The organism is Thainema salinarum CENA647, from assembly GCF_057732415.1.
The window spans coordinates 254187-272026 of sequence record NZ_JBYJZJ010000022.1 but is presented as its reverse complement, the minus strand read 5'-3'; the positions used below and the strand labels follow the sequence as shown (position 1 = coordinate 272026).

Sequence of the window (17840 nt, the reverse complement as noted above, 5' to 3'; positions counted from 1 at the left end):
CGCAAGAAGTGCGATCGCAGCATGGTAGCAAATACTTGATAACTTCGGTATCGGGGATGTTATCAGCATTTTTGACGGATAACATCCCGTATCTCTAGGATTAACCATCACATTTGACGGATAACACCCTGAAAAAGTAGGTGTTATCCCGCAGATCTGACGTATAACCACAGAATGTAGGGATGTTATCTATCAGATCTGACGTTGAATATATAGTTAAATCGTATCGGATTAAAAATCTATTCAGGATTAATAATAGCAGTTTACTGTTAGGGCTTGGGAACCCTATGTGAAGTTAGTTCCGCTACGACTTAACACTGCGTTGGAACAGACAACGCCATCGGTTAACCGCACGGCGATAACCATCGGCGCTGCGGTTCAACTCCGTCCGTTATACAGCCTGCTCTGTGCGTAGGGATACATTCTTTCGTATACTCATCCTCGACGTGCAGTACTTGTGAGGGTGGTTCACGTGCCAACGCTTCAAGTCCAAGAAGCTTACTCTTTCTACAGAACATTTATCCTTGATTACAGCCGCAATAAAGCCCAAATTTATGAGCAGTACGGCTTTTCCTTGCAAGGTAGCGTAGGTTCAAAAGATTGGGAAGTATTCGCGGCAATTTTAGTGAACGATAGAGCAAGAAGAGGCGATGGGGCAGATTTGGTGAACTACGAAGTAAAATCTGCCACGATTGGAAGTAGCTTTGAGTACCAATACCACAGAAATCGTGGACTAAATAAACTAACTGACGACAGGAATGTAGATCACATTTTCGTCGCTAGAAGTGAAGTCTATATGAATGTTGAAGTTTGGTTAGTTGAGCGTACTAAAATGGTTCCTATATTTGATAGGTGGCTGCCCGAACTCATTCAAAACTATGAAGCCGCAGACAGGCAAAGGTTTCGACGTTCAGTGACTTACGGTTTTGTTAGGAATCAAGGCGTTCGACTGCTAGAAATTACTGGTGGAGAACTACGCTATTTTCTTGAAACGACTTAGCTAAAGGATTCAAGATATTTTCAGCAATCCAGACAATAACAGGTACACAAACAGCATCGCCAAATCCTGTCAAAGCTTGATTGGTTTGTAGTGGAAGTGGATAATTGTCTGGAACACCTTGCAGCCTCGCATACTCACGAGGTGTCATGAGGCGCATTTTTATAGTTCCTTGTCCAACTCGAACAAGCATTTGCCGACTGCTACCACCTCTGGCAGTTCTGAGACAACCAGCAAGACCATCTTTTCTCAGTTCTGCCCTTTGCTTACCTTCGCGAACCCGCCTATACATAGGGCAATATGAATATGTTGATAGCTCCTGTAGTCCTTGTAAGTATTCGAGATTAATGGATGACATCATATTTAGATGACGCTTTACCTCATTGTCAGACCACCAGCGATCATCGTCATCTGAAATGTTTTCTATGATGAAGCTCAAGTCAGCTTTTATCTTGTCTGGCAGTGATGGAACATCCAAAAAATTCCAGCATAGATCAAGATTGGTTATAACTGCCTTTTCGAGCGCCTGTGTTTTAAGTGAGGAAGAACGCTTAGAGAAAACGAATATATCCTGATTAGCGTTAGATGCTTGCATTCCGACAACAAATACTCTTGGTCTGCTTTGAGGTACAAAATGAGCCGCATCAACAGCAAAAACATCACAAACATACCCTAGCCGATTCAATTCTTGAATTGTGATTCTGAAGTCTTGCCCGCTATTTGACGTTAGCCATCCGGCTACATTTTCCAGCATTACAATCTTAGGCTTATTTACTTGACCATCAAGGATTTGGGTAAATCCCCAAAAAGCACTAGAATGCTGTCCATCAATACCTTCTAAATTACCTGCCAAAGATAAATCAATACAAGGAAATGATGCTGTTGCAAGTATTGTGTCAGGAATATCGGCAGGACAAATGGAAAAAATATCTTGAACCTTATAATGCTTAGTTGCGTCTTGAAAATGGGCTGAGTACATTTCAAACTTGCTATGCGCCCAGTCGTTAGCAAAGACAACGTTCCAACCTACTTGCTCTAGTCCTAATCTGACTAAACCAATTCCTGCAAAGTACTCCGCACATGTTAGGTGACCATAAAGACTTACAGGCTCTCTTACGCCCACTAAAGCCTTGTTTTTCATTACAGAAAGAGGCATAGTGCTTGCGTTACCAACTTTACAAGAGTAAATTCATAGCCATTGCTATGAAAGCATAGCGTCATCCTTACTGCTGAGTCAACTAAATTTATGAGGCGATTTGGGGAAAAGCTATACCAATTAAGGATGCGGCGGGGCTTGACATTGACAGAACTAGGTGACTTGCTAAGTGTTCACAATACATTTGTATCACAAATGGAGAAGGGGAGGAAGGTTCCTAACGCTGAAATGATTCTTAGAGTGGCAGATGCTTTTGGCGTGACTACTGATCAACTAATGCGTGATGAGTTGGACTTGCCGGAATAACATTGCTGAAATGCTGTAGCTGGCTTCATGATTCAATCAAACCCGTTTGAATAACCATAAAATTTTAAAAAGCGGAGGTGCGGCGCTTTATTTGGCTTCTTTAGCCTGATTTGCTCTAAAAATGCAATTTGATGTTTTGCGGTGCTGTGTGGTTGCAGTTTTAGCAACCATAACCATTTAGCAACCGTTGCTGTTTACGGTAGCAATAGGTTCAAGTTGTATTCTCTGGCAATCGGTTGTTAAAGGATGTGTGGTGATGCAGGTTCAACGACTCATATATGGGGCAATTGGGTTATCGGTTGCGATCGCAAGCAGTAGTCTTATCCCTTTCACGCTCTTGTTCTCATCCTCCGTCAGCGGACGCCCAGCGATCGCGGCCTCCCAGCCAACCGTCATGTTTGAGCGCATAGGATTACCTCGTTCCGTTACAAATACTGGAAAACGGAGCGTTCAGCGAGACGATCAAAACCGCATTGATAACATTCGCACCGTTGCATCTCCCATGCAAGACGTGTCCGAAGAGATGCGATCGCACATTGACATGGATAGCCTCTCTAATGCGCTGACCAATGCGGTTATACAGGATGCCCAGGAACGGTTCAACAGCCCTGAACTGACGCCTGAGATAGCTTCAGATACACCAGCCAATATTAGTGTCCAGGTTGAATCAATTGAACCTGTCACCTGGAACGAATGTAGCAGTGGTTCTGGCCCCTCCCGCCCGATGCGTGGCATTTGTCCTGATATTGATGTATCGGGGTGGCGAGTAGTTGTTGCGGGAGGGGAGCGTTCCGAGCCACTCCGCCTGGTTTACTACATCCCACAGGGAGCAGAAGTTGGTTCCTGGACACCCCAGCCTGACGGGTTGCAAAGTTTATCAGAAGCCGTACAACGGAGAATTCTTGCCCAAGCCGCAGAGGATGCTGGAATGCCCATCTCCAGTTTGCGCCTGTTCTGGGCCGAGGCTCGCTTCTTTGATCACCGTTTGAATACTTGTGAAGGTGCCTCCAGTTGTGGCATTGGTATCCGTCCAGGGTGGACGGTGCAAATCCTGGGCGATCAGATAATCTCCGGTACGCCGATACAGCAACCCCTGTGGGTCTACCACACCAATATTACGGGCACTGATCTTCGTCTAGCTAGCCAGGGCCAGTGGATGCCACTTCCATGATAGTGCCAACCATAGGAGGTGGAAGCAATGCTAGGGATTACGCTGCAACGAATCCAAGTCTATCAAGAGGCTAAAGAGGAAAGGCGAGAAAACGAAGCGCGATCGCAGATTTTCCAGAGTGTGAAAAGCGCGATCGCACTTTACGTACTGGAGAATATATAGATTTTCGTAAATCTGGCAGAGCCCACAAGCATTAGCCCCGATAATGCTGAAATGTCGATTCCAGAGTCAAGCTTTATCCATGACGGCGACCCAAGCATCTGTAGGAACTTCAAATCAGCAATCCCGCACCCATCAAATCGTGATCGTTGGCGGCGGCTCAGCCGGAATTACAGTGGCGGCTCAGTTGCTCAAGCAGCAGCGATCGCTGGATGTTTGCATCATCGAGCCGTCTGATCAGCACTACTACCAGCCCGGATGGACGCTGGTCGGTGGCGGCTGTATGACATTTGAGGAAACCGTACGGCTGGAACAGGCGCAAATTCCAGAAGGAGCCGCTTGGCTACAGGATGCCGTCGTGCAGTTTGATCCAGACAACAACAGCTTGCTGACGCAGAATGGTACGCGGGTCAACTACGGCTACTTGGTGGTTTGTCCAGGCATTCAGCTCGATTGGGATCGGGTTGCAGGACTCAAAGATGCCCTGGGGAAAGGCGGCGTGTGCAGCAACTACGCGATTGAAGGCGCAACCTACACCTGGGAGACGATTCAGAACTTTAAGGGCGGCAATGCGCTGTTTACCTATCCGGCAACCCCAATTAAGTGCGCTGGCGCACCGCAAAAGATTATGTACTTGGCCGACGATACTTTTCGGCGTAACGGGGTGCGGCAGAATACGCAGATTAGCTACTGCACCGCCACGGGCAAGATTTTTGGGGTGGCGGCGTTTGTGCCGGCTCTGATGGAAGTCGTGCAGCGTAAGGACATTCAGCTCAAGACGAGTCACAACCTGACAGCGATTCGTCCCGATGACAAAATTGCCGTATTTGAGGTGACGGGCGAAGGCGGGACAGAGCAAGTTGAATTGTCCTACGACATGATTCACGTGACGCCGCCGATGAGTGCGCCGGATTTCATTAAGCACAGTCCGCTGGCGAATGAGCAGGGCTGGGTGGATGTAGACAAGTACACCACGCAGCATGTGCGCTATCCAAATGTGTTTAGCCTGGGCGATGCGTCGTCGCTACCCACGTCTAAGACCGCAGCGGCGATTCGGCGCGAAGCTCCAGTGGTTGTGCAAAATCTGCTGGCTCACGCGGCCCAAACGGAATTAACCGGACGATACAACGGCTATAGCTGCTGTCCGCTGATCACGGGCTATGGCAAAACGATCCTGGCCGAGTTTGATTACGAGGGCAATCCCTATCCCAGTTTTCCACTCGATCCAACCCAAGAGCGATCCAGCATGTGGATGCTGAAGCGCTATGTGCTGCCTTGGGTCTATTGGAATCGCATGCTCACCGGGGGAGAGCACGAAGGAAATTTTATCCGTCGGTTATTTGCGTCGTAAGTCCATATCAATAGCGCTAATTCCTAGAACCGCTATTACGCCAGCGCCTGATAGTTCTTCACGCGCTTTTCGGTTTCAATGCCCAAAATTTTGGCTAACCACGGCGGCGGTGAAGTTGCGATCGCGTGCTGTAAGTTAGTCAGGATATTTCTTGCGTCGCCCCCTTCCTCGACTTTCATCGGGTAAATATTGGCCTGCACCACCTTGGCTGCCGCTGGGCCACCGATGGAAACAACGTAGAGCACCGGACAATCGCGAATTAAATCGAGGCGAAACTGATTTTTGCTGTCGCTCAAATCAGCTTCCAGAGCGGAACGAACATCAATCAACCGAATTTCATCAACAGACAGTTGATAAATCAAAAAGCGATGGCACGAGCCAAAGTGCCCGTCCAGCTGCTCCGCCGTATTGGAGGCCACTGCCACCCGAATCGAGTTAGGCATGTCGCCATCTTGATAGGGGACAATCGGTAGCGTTTGCTCGCACGGTTCAATGTCGCCCCAGAGAATGCGTACGGCGTCTTTGAAGGCGGCAATATCTTGGTTATCTGCGTCTTCGCCTTCCCATTCGCCATCGACTTCGTAAATATTGCCAAAGGAGCGCTTGAGCTGAGTGACGGTCAGCTTGCTCAGCGACTCTTCGGTGATCTCGTCATTCAGAGTTGACTGCAGCGCTTCAATTAAATCTCGGACTGAGATATCCGGCAGCGCTCTAGCCGCTAAACCAATTCTCAATGCGACTTCATCGGTGATGGGTTGACTGACCATGATTGACTCCTGCATGATTGGCTGCGATCGCAGATGCATCTGTTTTGGCCTAAACTGGCGCAATAGTTGAGCAAATAGACAGCCAAGCTGGCTGTCCAAAGTTGGTTAAATTTACGCTAAAACTTATGATGCGTAGAAGAATCGCAGCGGCTGAAGATGTGACCTGCGATCGCAATTCTTTTACTTGTGCTTTTATTTGTGTCTGATTCACGCACTCTCTCTGTTTATTCAACCTAAATCTGTAGCGGATATTCTGTATCCAGTGCTGCTAAATGCTGTGGCTGAATAAATTTTTAAGGACACTGGTTAATGACACTGGAACCAACATTGGAACAAGCATTTCATCAGCGCTCCGCTTCGGGATGGGGCTGATTCCGGCAGTGCTGCTTGTTGGAGTGATGCGATCGCACAGTTGGCAGTCGCTTGAACAGTCCTGCTGCCAGTGCGATCGCGCTGAGATATAGCGGTTCTAGATAAGAACGAGAGAGGAGAGTGCCGCATCCTGAGGCACTCTCCTCTCTCGTTTTCCCACTCTTAACTGGAATCACTAGACTTTATTTCCAATAAAGTTTTTGGGGTTGGAAATTGTTTTGTAGCGCAGCGGAGCCGCGCTACAAAACAATTTTCGATAAAGTCTTCTGTATAAAGAAGGGGGAAGGTGCCAAACGCCTTCCCCCTTCTTATTCGTATTGAGCCCCTTGTATTTGTATCGTTAAGCGACTGCTAAACCAGCGCCAGATTCGGATACTGAGCCATTAGATCATCAGAGGTGAGGGTATCGCCCTCTCCCTGAGGCGACCAGAGGACTTCCAATGCCAAGAGCCGATCGCTGGAGACAGAGCCGATTTGGCTAATAGCCCGACGTAAATCTTGCGAGTTGGTTACTTTGGGCAAGCTAAGATCACCTTCAACACCAACCACCACCGTGGCAACGATATATTCTCCGGGAGCTTGCTTAGCCAATTCGCCGCCTTCACCCGGTAGCGCAGCCTTGGTTTCAGCTTGCTTCAACTGGTTGTTGACATTTGAGATGGCCTCTTCGCTGAACTTGCTGCGCTCCGCTAGAACCATTTGATTAAACTTGGCTTCAGCCGATTCCAACCGAGCTTGTTCAGAATCCGTCGCTGCATACATCCAGTAGTCGGGATGACGCAGAAGCGATAGCGTGGTTTCTTGCAGTACCTGGGCCAAACCTTCAGAAGAGGAAGTATCGGCAGACATTGCAATACGCTCTAGATCGGACTGTAGGCCACGAGCTTCGGAGAGTAAGCCAACCTGTAGCTTAGCAACGGAGATTTTGGGATTTGTGGCTGTGCCGCCATATCCACTGTCGTAGCCGTCGCCGCTAGTGAACTGACGGAAGGCGCGAATCAGGAAACTTGCGATCGCAAACATGATCAGCAGGCTAAACAGTCCGCCACCGCCAAAGCCAAAGAGAGGGAAAATGAATGGAAAGCCAAACCCACCACCGGGATAGCCGTAGCCCCCACCCGCAGGTGGACGATAGGTGCGGCTCGGCGCAGAGCGAGAAGGTGCACGGAAGCTGCCGCCACCGACTCGGCCACCACGGGCAGCCAGAGCACTATCGGCTGTGCTGAAAAAGAGTACCGCAACCAAACCCAATGCTACGAGGGGTTTGAGTAACGGTTTGATGAATGAAAAAATCTTTTTAACCATAGGAAATTGCCGACCGAGGCTTAAATGAACGTTACATTCAGGGCTTATTTATAATGTACCGCGTTCAATTTCGACCTATGTGCGGCTTTGCAAGATTTTAAGGGTAGGAAACCGTACAAGCATAAAGATAAACCGCACGATATCGGTGTGATACAGGTGCGATCGCGCTTTTATCGTGTAGAAAGCAGCTTTCGGTTGGATATATGACATAAGCTTTTGAGCCAAGTCTAGTGCTACTCAAAAAAGCGGGTGACTGTGGCGCTGTATTCTTGATAGGGTTTGACTCCTGTCAGTGTTTCAATTAGTTCACCGTTTTTGAAAAACATAACCGCTGGCATGCCTTTCAGCCCAAATCGCTTCGGGATCTGCTGATTGGCATCGAAGTCGATCTTCATCACTTTGACCTGATCGCGGTAAGCATCTGCCAGTTGATCAATGAGCGGTGTAACCAGTTTGCAAGAGCCGCACCAGGATGCCATGCAATCGACAACCAGCATGGATTCTCTGGCCAGCAGGGAATCGAATTCGGCTTCATCTTTAATCAGTTGAGCCGCACCCGTTTCTTCGTAGCCGAGCCGGAACAGATCACTGGCGACTTCGGCAAAGGGTCGCGTGCCGTTGATGGTTGTCAGTTGCGATCGCTGTTGATAATACTCCAGTAGCGGTGTCAGTTCTTCCTCGTAACGGACTAAACGTCGGCGAATCTTAGGAACGGATTCATCTGGCCTCTCAGTCCAGAGCCGATTAATCAACAGCCCTGACATCGCCTGCAGGTAAATCACAGTTGGGTTGGGCAGCCCCACCTTTGTCAACAGCTCGTCGAAGGCCTGCGCCTGAGTGAGCGTACGCGGAAACCCATCCAGAACCCAGCCGTTTAACATGACATCGGGCTGCTCAAATCGTCTCCGGAGCAGCTTCATCACTAACGCATCCGGCACAAGCTCTTCTGCTTCTACAGATGGGGATGCTTCGAGGCCAATCTCAGTTTGTTTAGCAATCGCCTCACGAACAAGCTCTCCCATTGAAACGTGGGGCAGATGCCAACGTTCAGCCAGTTCAGTTGCCTGGGCTTTAACATCAACACCCGGAAGCCCCAATAAAAGGAACTGCTTAAATTTCATGGACTAGACCCTTATATAGCTCTGCTCAATTGCGTAACAAGGATGCGGAGATATCCTGCATTCAGCAAACGGACGGGTTGTGTCTCTGTGTCTACAGTTAAGCAGTATGTTTCACAGATTCGTGAAGCGGCGATTTTTGTGCATATTCTTTTAGATTTGGCTGGTACGCGGGTGTTGGGGATTTAGATTTAGAACCCGTGCATCCAAGATCGAGGAAAATTGAAGAAGCTGTTTGTAGCCCGATCGCACTTGTGCCCTCGAACTGGCATATAGAATTGGCAATTTGCGATCGCACCTTGCTATCACCATGCTATGGTCAACATCTTTAACAATCCCAGCATCGTCGCCAAAGGTTGGTATATCGCCTGTCCCAGCCAAGTTTTAGCCGTTGGTCAGGCTCAATCCCTCAATCTTTGCGGTCAGCGGATTGTGCTGTTTCGTGGCCATGATCAGCAGGTACGTGCTTTAGATGCCCATTGTCCCCACATGGGAACGGATTTGGGCATTGGTCAGGTAGATGGCAATACCATTCGCTGCTTTTTTCATCACTGGGCGTTTGATGGTCATGGCAACTGTTGCGACATTCCCTGTCAGCCGGAAATCCCTGCTCAGGCTCATATCCGGAGTTACGCCACCAGTGAAAAGTATGGGTTTATTTGGGTCTATCCAGATGCGATCGCACCTGAACCATTAGCCGAGTTTGATGAGCTAAAGGGGCAAACTATCGTCGCGATTCCCGATCAACCCCTGGAGCGCAACTGTCACCACCACATCTGCATGATGAACGGCATTGATGCCCAGCATTTGCAGACGGTTCACAAGCTGAATATCGAAATGCAGTTGGATCTGGTGTCCAGCTCATCCGGTACGGTGCTGGACTTTACCCTCAGCGGCCAGTTTCCCCACACCACCCGCCGCGAAAAGATTGCCCATGCTATTCTCGGTTCGCGCTACAGCTACACCATGCGCTATGCCAATAGCTGTTTGGGCTTGCTGACGATCATGAAAGGCGTCAAGCGGATTCCGCCGCTGCACATGATCTACGCCTACGTGCCGCTGACCAATGGCCGCACCCGCATCCAGCCGATCTACGTCGCGGCTCAGCGTCCAGGTTGGTTCGGCAAGCTGAAAACCCGTTTTCTGCTGTGGCTAACGCGGATGGCCTACTATTTTCTGCGCGATGAAGATGGCCTAATCTACGACCATATTGATTTTGCTCCCCGCACGTTGCTGCAAATCGACCAACCGATTGTTGAATACATGCGCTATGTCAATCAGCTTGAACCGTCGATCTGGTCTACTGAGTCTCAATATCCAACGGAGGGCAAATTGTCGTCCGGGTGAACTTGGGGTAAGATGCTGGTCAACTTAATAGTTTTGTAAATTTATAGAAGTCCGCGTGTAAGAACCCAATTTATTTTTTGTGAAACGCTTTCTCCGCAAGCGTTTCACAAAAAATAAATTATAGGTTTTCGACCGGACTTCATATTAATCGAGGAAATCAGGTTGTGAAGCGTGCGTTCGGCTTTGCCGTCTCGTAGAGAATCGCACTTTAACCAACCCAGCTTTTAACCTTGATGACTGTTGGTACAACCACATTCACAACTGCATGAAGATTGAAGAACTAGCGCGACGGTACACTGAGGGCGAACGGGACTTTCGCGGAGTGGACTTAACCGGAGCCGATCTGCGACGGCTTGACCTCTACGGTATTGCCCTCAGTCACGCCTGTCTGCGGCGGGCTTGCCTCACGGATACGGATTTACGCAATGCCGATCTGAGCAATGCGGATCTGTCGGAAGCGCGGATGGTTGGGGCTTCTCTAGTACAGGCTAACCTGAGCGGAGCTGATTTAAGTGGAGCCGAACTGAGAGCAGCAGACTGCTTTCAAGCCAATTTCAGCGACACGATCTTAGACAATGCTGATTTCTATGAAGCGGATTTGCGAGAAGCACAGCTGATTGCGGCCCAGCTAACTGCTGCCGATTTAGATAAAGCCGATCTGCGCCACGCCAATCTAGACCAAGCCAATTTGCAGCGTGCCATTCTCTACTCAGCCAATCTTCAAGAAGCCCGACTAAACGGCGTCAGCCTCGACGCAGCCTATTTACGCAACACAATTCTGCCCAACGGCAAACTATATCGCTAGATTCAGTCTACAAATTGGTAAGGGCGGGTTTAGCCATTAACTTACGGCTTTAAACAAAATTGAGCAACAAAACCCGCCCCTACGCAATGTCTAACGGCAGGATAATCTAGACTGAAGCTGCCGTACCTTGCTGTTCACGCGCCAAGAACTTTTCCAGTTCCGTTAGCGCTTCGTCGTCCATCTTGGTCTGCATCGGGCAGAACTTCGGCCCACACATGGAGCAGAATTCAGCCGTCTTGTAGATATCCGCAGGCAGGGTTTCATCGTGGTATTCCTTGGCCCGTTCGGGGTCGAGGGACAGCTCAAACTGCTTATTCCAGTCAAAGTTGTAGCGTGCCTCAGAGAGTTGATCATCGCGATCGCGGGCACCCGGACGATGACGAGCAATGTCAGCCGCGTGAGCTGCAATCTTGTAGGCAATCAGACCGTTACGTACGTCTTCCGCATCCGGTAAGCCCAGGTGCTCCTTCGGCGTCACGTAGCAGAGCATGGCCGTACCATACCAACCTGCCATTGCCGCACCGATGGCGCTGGTGATGTGGTCATAACCCGGCGCGATATCGGTTACAAGTGGGCCAAGCACATAGAAGGGGGCTTCGGAACACTCTTCCATCTGCTTACGGACGTTGAACTCAATCTGATCCATCGGCACGTGGCCCGGGCCTTCGACCATCACCTGTACGTCATGTTCCCAAGCGCGACGGGTCAACTGTCCCAGTGTCTTCAGCTCAGCCAACTGCGCTTCATCAGACGCATCGTGGGTACAGCCGGGACGGAGAGAATCGCCCAAGCTGAAGGAAACGTCATACTTCTTGAAGATTTCGATGATGTCGTCGAAGTGAGTGTAGAGCGGATTTTGCTTGTGGTGGTGCAGCATCCAACGAGCAATAATGCCGCCGCCCCGAGACACGATACCCGTGATCCGGCTGCGCACCAGCGGCAGATACTCCATCAAAATGCCCGCGTGGATGGTCATGTAGTCCACACCCTGCTGAGCGTGCTTTTCGATGATGTGCAGAAAATCGTCGGGCGTGAGATTTTCAATCGCGCCGTGAACGCTTTCTAGTGCCTGGTAAATAGGTACCGTACCAATCGGCACCGGGGACGCGCCAATGATGGCTGTCCGGATGGTGTCGAGGTTGCCACCGCCCGTAGATAAATCCATTACCGTATCGGCACCGTACTTCACGGCCAGATTCAGTTTCGCCACTTCTTCATCGATGTTAGACGAGTTGGGCGATGCGCCAATATTGGCATTCACTTTGCACTTGGAGGCGATGCCAATACACATCGGTTCCAAATTGGTGTGATTGATATTGGCGGGAATGATCATGCGTCCCCGTGCCACTTCGTCGCGAATCAGATCAACGGGCAGATTTTCCCGCTGGGCGACATACTGCATTTCCTCGGTGATCAGACCTTGCCGTGCATAATGCATCTGCGACACGTTGGCTTGTCCGCGGCGCTTTGCAACCCATTCTGTACGCATATTGAGTTCCTCGAATAAACAGCTTCCCTCCGCCGGTCTGAACCGGTCTCAGGTTCTAAGGGTTTAATCTCAGCCCAGACACAAAATCCAATGCCCAGACACCCCTAGCTTGAAGTCAAATTTTATCACCGTCACCGATGTCTCGCAGCAGGCGTGGCGAAAGTTGTTGCTTCGTGTCGAACTGTAAAGGGAGGTGACGCAAACGTTACGGAGGATGCAGCAGATGTGTTTGAGGGGACGGGGGTTTGGTTTAATCAGTGAGAAGTGGGAGGGTAGGAGGGTAGAAAAGTGGGTAAGGGGCTATAGAGGGAATTAGGAAAAGGGGCGTAGGGTGCGGTTGGCGTAGCGTAATGCACCGAATCTAGAAGGAAAAAAAGTGAAGCAAGAGGAGTAAAGAGATGGATTGGGTGATTACTGAGATCGTGAAGCTTTTGCTAGCGGATTGGGTCTGAGTTGCAGTAAGTTGAACGTTGAAGTGGGGACGGAGTAAATCTATGCTAATGCTGATTATTGGGTTGGTTGCGGGGCTGATCGTGGGTGCGATCGCAATGTATTTTTATCTTCAGTCCACGATTGCGCGGCAGAGTAATGAGCTGGATCAGAGCCGTCGCCAAATTAATCAGCTAGAGCAGGAGCGAGAGCAGCGGTTGCGGGAGGCAACGCAGCGGTTGCAGCAGGACTATCGCCAAGAAGTGAGCGATAAAACTCAGGCGCTGGAGCAGCAGGTGCAGACCTATCGGACTGAGGCGGAATCTGCTAATGCTCAACTGGCGACGCTGCGATCGCAGGTGCAGGCCTATGAAACGGAACTGAATTCGTCGCGATCGCAGTTGCAGGAGAGTCGCGATCGCATTCAGCAGCTTGAACAGCTTGAGCCGCAGGCTATGCAACCTACAAGCCAACCAATGCCGTTCACCTCGGCGGCGCAGGAAAGCCAGCCTGTTGCTGCTCCGGTGCCCGACTCGACGGCATCACCAATCACGGGCAATATGCCGCCTGCTTCCGTGGATTTGTCCTCCCCTGAAGAAACGGTTCATGCGCCAGATATTGCATCAGAACCGCCAGCCCAATCGGTTCCTCCCGTCGCAACTTCGCCAAAAACCACGCCCACGATGCGGACGGCTACGCCCAATTTGGATTTAACCGACGCGGTGAATGCATTGGCGATTCGAGGCACAGCGTCTCTGCCAGAATTGGCAGCCTATTCGATTCAAACTGATCCGCATATTCGCAAACTGGCGGCCACTGCCATCGGCCAGACGGTGGCGGGGCGTCAACAGCCGGGGACGCAGCAGGCAATTCTTACGCTGGATCGCTTGCGGCAGGATGCTGACCCCACTGTGCGTCAGGCTGCCGTGGAAGCGCTCAGCCGCATTCAGTCTGACAAAGTGATTCCCCTACTGCGCAAATCGCTGCGCGATTCGGATTTAGACGTGGTGCAGACAGCCAGTGCAGCGGTGAATCAGTTTAAGTTCTATCCCAAGAAAGTCCAGTTCAAGACGAAGTCGCCCAAGTCAGCGAACAAGCCCAAGTACTAAACTAAGCCAATAATTTAATACTGCTAATTTAATAGACTTTATTGGAAATAAAGTTTTCGGGGTTGGAAATTGTTGTGTAGCGCAGCTCCGCCGCGCTACACAACAATTTCCGCTAAGGTCTAATACTGCAAAGCTGACAGTGTAGCCATGTCATACTGCCAGCTTTGCAGCAAGTTCAATGTTGGATAGGGGCGGGTTTAGTAGACCAATCTGCTCCTGGTCATAGAGTTGACGGCAAAACCCGCCTACACACCTGTACAGTTTAAGGAAGATGGGAGACTTCCTACCCCGTTACAACTTTAAGCGGTATGTTAGGATGAATAGCCTCAGCTCTAGTCTGTTGTGGCGCGTTGGAGCTTGTTTATTCAAGCCATCCGATACAAATGATCAACTTACTGCTCTTAAGACTGGCCCCAGCGTTTCATTTGGGGTAGGGGCACATCTAGGAGCAAGCTAATTCATGACTTTTCAAACTCTCGGTCTCTCGACCGAACTGCTGCGTGCTGTTGCCGATCAGGGTTACACCACACCTACACCCATTCAGCAGCAGGCCATTCCCCATGTGTTGCAGGGACAGGATGTGTTTGCCAGTGCCCAAACGGGAACGGGTAAAACCGCCAGCTTTACGCTGCCGCTGCTGCAGCGCCTGAGCGCCGCCTATCCCGGTAAAAGGCAACGCAGCCCACGAGCGCTGATTCTGGCTCCGACTCGCGAACTTGCCGTTCAGGTCAGCGAGAGCGTGAACACCTACGGCAAACACCTAGCGCTCAAGCCAGCGGTGATCTATGGCGGTGTCAGCATTGGGCCGCAAATTAAAGTCCTGAAGCAGGGCGTGGATATTGTGATTGCCACTCCAGGCCGCCTGCTGGATCACGTGATGCAAAAAACGATTGATCTCTCGCAAATCGAGATTCTGGTCTTGGATGAGTGCGATCGCATGTTGGACATGGGCTTTATCCATGACATTCGCAAAATCCTGGCCAAGGTGCCCGCTTCCCGGCAGACGCTGATGTTCTCGGCTACTTTTTCTGCCGCGATTCGGAAGTTGGCGAGTACCCTGCTGCACGAACCCGTGCAAATTGAAGTAGCGCCTCGCAACACCACCGCTGAACATATTGAACAGATTGTGCATCCCGTGGATCGCGATCGCAAGCGGGAGTTACTGTCCTATCTGATTGGCTTCAACAACTGGCGACAGGTGCTGGTCTTTACCCGCACGAAACATGGCGCAAATCGTTTAGCCGATCAGTTGGCAAAAGACGGACTGAAAACCGCTGCCATTCACGGCAACAAAAGTCAGGCCGCTCGGACTCGTGCCCTGAAGGATTTCAAGCAGGGCAAGGTGCGCGTCCTCGTCGCCACAGATGTGGCTTCACGCGGATTAGACATTGACCAACTGCCCCATGTGGTGAATTTTGAGCTGCCCCATGTGGCCGAAGACTATGTGCATCGCATTGGCCGCACTGGCCGAGCCGGAAATGAGGGACGAGCCGTTTCGCTGGTGTCTACGGATGAACATTCCCTGTTGAAAGGGATTGAGCAGTTGCTGAAGCGCAGCCTCGACAAAGATGTCATTCCGGGATACGAGCCAACTGCCGTTCGGACTACTGCTGTGCCCAAACCTGAGCAGCGGCGATCGAAGCAGCGCCGTGGTCGCCCAGACTCAGCCCACTCTCAAACCCCGTCCCACAAAAAGTCCAATGCGCCTCGCAACGGGAAACGCAAAGGGATACGCACGGCTTAGGGTATTCCATCTAAAAAATATCCTAGATTAGCCCTCTTCCCCCAACCCCTACTCCCAAAATGGGAGCAGGGAAGAGCCGGAAAATGAAATACCCCGCCGCAAGCGGACGGGGTATCAGAATCAAAAAAGAGCAAGTTGATTATCCCGATGCAATTTGAGGTAATCTTTGCCTTGGGCTTGAACATATTTGGCGATCATTCCTTCATCCCCGTGGCGGCCTACTGTACTCGCAAAATATCCATCACTCCAAAACTCGCCTCCCCAAAGTTTCTGCTTCACTTGAGGGCATCGTTTGAAGACTTCTCGTGCAGTTAAACTTTTCAGCATCGTTACCAGTTTGGTCACACTATAGGTCGGCACGGACTGCACTAGAAAATGGACATGGTCTTTGTCCACTCCAATTTCGACAAACTTCACCTCGTAGCGTTTCTCGATTTCGAGGCAGACCTCTCGCAGAACCGCATCTACTTGCTCATCAAACACAACCCGTCGATACTTTGCTGGAAACACTAAGTGGTATAGCAAAACTGTTACGTTATGACTCTTGTGGATGTACTCACTCATTCTTAGATCTTACGCCGCAGAGCGGCGGGGAATGGACCCCAAGAGATTCAAAGTCCCTCTCCCAAGCTTGGGAGAGGGATTTAGGGAGAGGGCAGGATTGGAATACCGGGGTACTTTTTAAGTTGAACTGCGCTTAAGTGCAAAACTTGAACGCTAACCGCCACCAACGATGGTGACAACTTCGAGCTGATCGCCAGGTTCCATCACTGTGGACTCCCAGAACTGGCGATGCAAAATTTCACCGTTGTATTCCACGGCGACCAAGCGAGGATTCATGCCCTGCTGCTGGAGAAAATCCGGTAGCAGGGTATTTGGTGGACAGGTCTGCGGTTTGCCGTTCACCTGTACGTTGACCTGAGCCGTGGAATCAGCCGAGAAATTGGCAGCGTGCGACATGATGATCTTCAGTACGTGAGCAATAAACTGTAGGGGCCAATGGCCATTGGCCCCTACGTAACGTCAAAAGACTACTCTGAGATTTTATAAGCTTTGGTGTTCGCTAGTTGGGTAACGAAAAACTGGGTCATCAGCGTGGGCTGATCGGCAGCCATGATGGCGCGGACAACGGCAACGCGATCGCAACCCGCTTCGATTACCTGACCGAGATTATCGGCATCAATTCCGCCAATGGCGAACCAGGGCACCGTCGCATGGGCAGCGGCATGGCGAACATAGTCCAGACCCGCAGCGGCTTTATTCGGTTTCGTCGGTGTAGCGTACACAGGGCCAACGCCGATGTAATCTGCCCCTTCTGCGATCGCACGTGACATCTCATCGGGATTCGTGGTGGAGCGACCGATGATCCGATTTGTACCCAAGAGCTGCCGCGCGGTGGCAATTGGCATATCCTGCTGACCCAGGTGAACACCATCGGCATTCACGGCTAGAGCAATATCTACCCGATCATTGACGATAAATAATGCGCCGTAGCGATGGCAGAGGTCACAGAGCTTTTGCGCCAGCGGAATGCGATCGCAATCGTCCTGTTGCTTTTCGCGATACTGGACAATGTGCAGGCCACCTTTAAGGGCCGCTTCCACAATTTCTAAAATGCGATCGCTGGGCGAAGTCACTAGGTAACAGCGGGCTTGCAGCAGCTTGCGGTGGCGCTGCTGACCAAGCAGGTCGCTTTCCAATGTGTAAACTTGATATCGCAGTTGCTTACAGGCCGCGGCCATCTCTGGATGATGAACTTTGCCATATTCTTCCAGCACCCGCAGCGCTTCTTCCGTGCGGCAAAAGTTGGCCTGCAACACGTCTTGCACGCTAGATCGCTGGGCTTCACGGGCATGGGTCAGTGCAGTACCCCGATCTTCTGGCGTATCACGAGCGGCCCGCAGTTCGGGCGTATGCCACTGGGCAAGCTGCTGCCGCCAATCCTTACAGCGGCGAGTTAGCTCAACGTCATTGAGGCTAAAGCGACACCACTCTTCAATGATGCGCAGTCCCTCCCGTGCCCGATCCAAATTAGCGTCCAGAATGCGGTAGATCGACGCTTTGAAGATGTCGTTTTGCCCATTGCTCAACGTCTCGCTGGACGGTAGCCCATTCTCGGCATGATTGTTTGGATGCAGTTGCTGTATATCGCCCATAGCCCTTACCACTGTTGCTTTTTCATCGTAGCGCGAGGGAGTAGTGGGTGAGGGGGTAG

18 protein-coding genes and 1 riboswitch are annotated in these 17840 nt (G+C 50.8%); of the genes, 9 read left to right on the top strand and 9 right to left on the bottom strand.

Annotated features, from left to right (window positions below; genetic code table 11):
* Positions 1 to 472 precede the first annotated feature (472 nt).
* A complete protein-coding gene (locus AC286M_RS07975) occupies positions 473 to 1000 on the top strand; it encodes a hypothetical protein (protein ID WP_488203870.1) in 528 nt (175 codons plus the stop codon).
* On the opposite strand, the gene AC286M_RS07970 is transcribed toward AC286M_RS07975, so the two are convergent.
* On the bottom strand, positions 960 to 2153 hold the full coding sequence (locus tag AC286M_RS07970) for a DNA cytosine methyltransferase (RefSeq protein ID WP_488203869.1): 1194 nt from the start codon (positions 2151 to 2153) through the stop codon (positions 960 to 962). The two genes, AC286M_RS07975 and AC286M_RS07970, sit on opposite strands and share 41 nt — an antisense overlap.
* Before the next feature lie 90 nt (positions 2154 to 2243).
* Here AC286M_RS07970 and AC286M_RS07965 point away from each other — a divergent pair, with 90 nt between their 5' ends.
* From AC286M_RS07965 to AC286M_RS07950, 4 genes are all read left to right on the top strand, one after another.
* Complete coding sequence (locus AC286M_RS07965) at positions 2244 to 2459, top strand: helix-turn-helix domain-containing protein (protein WP_488203868.1); 216 nt, start codon at positions 2244 to 2246, stop codon at positions 2457 to 2459.
* 256 nt (positions 2460 to 2715) lie between these two features.
* On the top strand, positions 2716 to 3630 hold the full coding sequence (locus tag AC286M_RS07960; protein WP_488203867.1) for a hypothetical protein: 915 nt from the start codon (positions 2716 to 2718) through the stop codon (positions 3628 to 3630).
* A gap of 27 nt (positions 3631 to 3657) precedes the next feature.
* Entirely contained in the window at positions 3658 to 3792 is a 135-nt protein-coding gene (locus AC286M_RS07955) for a hypothetical protein (protein WP_488203866.1), read from the top strand.
* A 79-nt stretch (positions 3793 to 3871) separates the two neighbouring features.
* A complete protein-coding gene (locus AC286M_RS07950) occupies positions 3872 to 5140 on the top strand; it encodes an NAD(P)/FAD-dependent oxidoreductase (RefSeq protein ID WP_488203865.1) in 1269 nt (422 codons plus the stop codon).
* 35 nt (positions 5141 to 5175) lie between these two features.
* Here AC286M_RS07950 and AC286M_RS07945 read toward each other — a convergent pair whose 3' ends face one another.
* The 4 genes from AC286M_RS07945 to AC286M_RS07930 form a co-directional block, all read right to left on the bottom strand.
* A complete protein-coding gene (locus AC286M_RS07945; protein ID WP_488203864.1) occupies positions 5176 to 5946 on the bottom strand; it encodes a dinitrogenase iron-molybdenum cofactor biosynthesis protein in 771 nt (256 codons plus the stop codon).
* Between the two features lie 305 nt (positions 5947 to 6251).
* On the bottom strand, positions 6252 to 6455 hold the full coding sequence (locus AC286M_RS07940) for a hypothetical protein (protein WP_488203863.1): 204 nt from the start codon (positions 6453 to 6455) through the stop codon (positions 6252 to 6254).
* 175 nt (positions 6456 to 6630) lie between these two features.
* Positions 6631 to 7584, bottom strand: coding sequence for a DUF1517 domain-containing protein (locus AC286M_RS07935; RefSeq protein ID WP_488203862.1), 954 nt, complete (start codon positions 7582 to 7584; stop codon positions 6631 to 6633).
* A 233-nt stretch (positions 7585 to 7817) separates the two neighbouring features.
* Positions 7818 to 8705, bottom strand: coding sequence for a nucleoside monophosphate kinase (locus AC286M_RS07930; protein WP_488203861.1), 888 nt, complete (start codon positions 8703 to 8705; stop codon positions 7818 to 7820).
* A gap of 312 nt (positions 8706 to 9017) precedes the next feature.
* Between AC286M_RS07930 and AC286M_RS07925 the strand changes: the two genes are divergently transcribed.
* Positions 9018 to 10049 carry a Rieske 2Fe-2S domain-containing protein gene (locus AC286M_RS07925; RefSeq protein WP_488203860.1) on the top strand — a complete coding sequence of 344 codons (1032 nt, stop codon included), beginning with the start codon at positions 9018 to 9020 and terminating at the stop codon, positions 10047 to 10049.
* A gap of 265 nt (positions 10050 to 10314) precedes the next feature.
* Positions 10315 to 10854 carry a pentapeptide repeat-containing protein gene (locus AC286M_RS07920; RefSeq protein WP_488203859.1) on the top strand — a complete coding sequence of 180 codons (540 nt, stop codon included), beginning with the start codon at positions 10315 to 10317 and terminating at the stop codon, positions 10852 to 10854.
* 106 nt (positions 10855 to 10960) lie between these two features.
* Here the strand turns inward: AC286M_RS07920 and thiC are convergent, their stop codons facing one another.
* Entirely contained in the window at positions 10961 to 12343 is a 1383-nt protein-coding gene (thiC, locus tag AC286M_RS07915; RefSeq protein ID WP_488203858.1) for a phosphomethylpyrimidine synthase, read from the bottom strand.
* Between the two features lie 7 nt (positions 12344 to 12350).
* A riboswitch (TPP riboswitch) is annotated at positions 12351 to 12459 on the bottom strand.
* A 378-nt stretch (positions 12460 to 12837) separates the two neighbouring features.
* Between thiC and AC286M_RS07910 the strand changes: the two genes are divergently transcribed.
* Positions 12838 to 13881 carry a HEAT repeat domain-containing protein gene (locus AC286M_RS07910; protein ID WP_488203857.1) on the top strand — a complete coding sequence of 348 codons (1044 nt, stop codon included), beginning with the start codon at positions 12838 to 12840 and terminating at the stop codon, positions 13879 to 13881.
* Between the two features lie 460 nt (positions 13882 to 14341).
* Positions 14342 to 15625 carry a DEAD/DEAH box helicase gene (locus tag AC286M_RS07905; protein WP_488203856.1) on the top strand — a complete coding sequence of 428 codons (1284 nt, stop codon included), beginning with the start codon at positions 14342 to 14344 and terminating at the stop codon, positions 15623 to 15625.
* A 120-nt stretch (positions 15626 to 15745) separates the two neighbouring features.
* Here AC286M_RS07905 and tnpA read toward each other — a convergent pair whose 3' ends face one another.
* The 3 genes from tnpA to AC286M_RS07890 all read right to left on the bottom strand — a co-directional run bounded on the left by tnpA (position 15746) and on the right by AC286M_RS07890 (position 17781).
* Entirely contained in the window at positions 15746 to 16189 is a 444-nt protein-coding gene (gene tnpA, locus AC286M_RS07900) for an IS200/IS605 family transposase (protein ID WP_488202591.1), read from the bottom strand.
* A gap of 153 nt (positions 16190 to 16342) precedes the next feature.
* Complete coding sequence (thiS, locus tag AC286M_RS07895; RefSeq protein WP_488203855.1) at positions 16343 to 16585, bottom strand: sulfur carrier protein ThiS; 243 nt, start codon at positions 16583 to 16585, stop codon at positions 16343 to 16345.
* 71 nt (positions 16586 to 16656) lie between these two features.
* Entirely contained in the window at positions 16657 to 17781 is a 1125-nt protein-coding gene (locus AC286M_RS07890) for a thiamine phosphate synthase (RefSeq protein ID WP_488203854.1), read from the bottom strand.
* Positions 17782 to 17840: the final 59 nt, after the last annotated feature.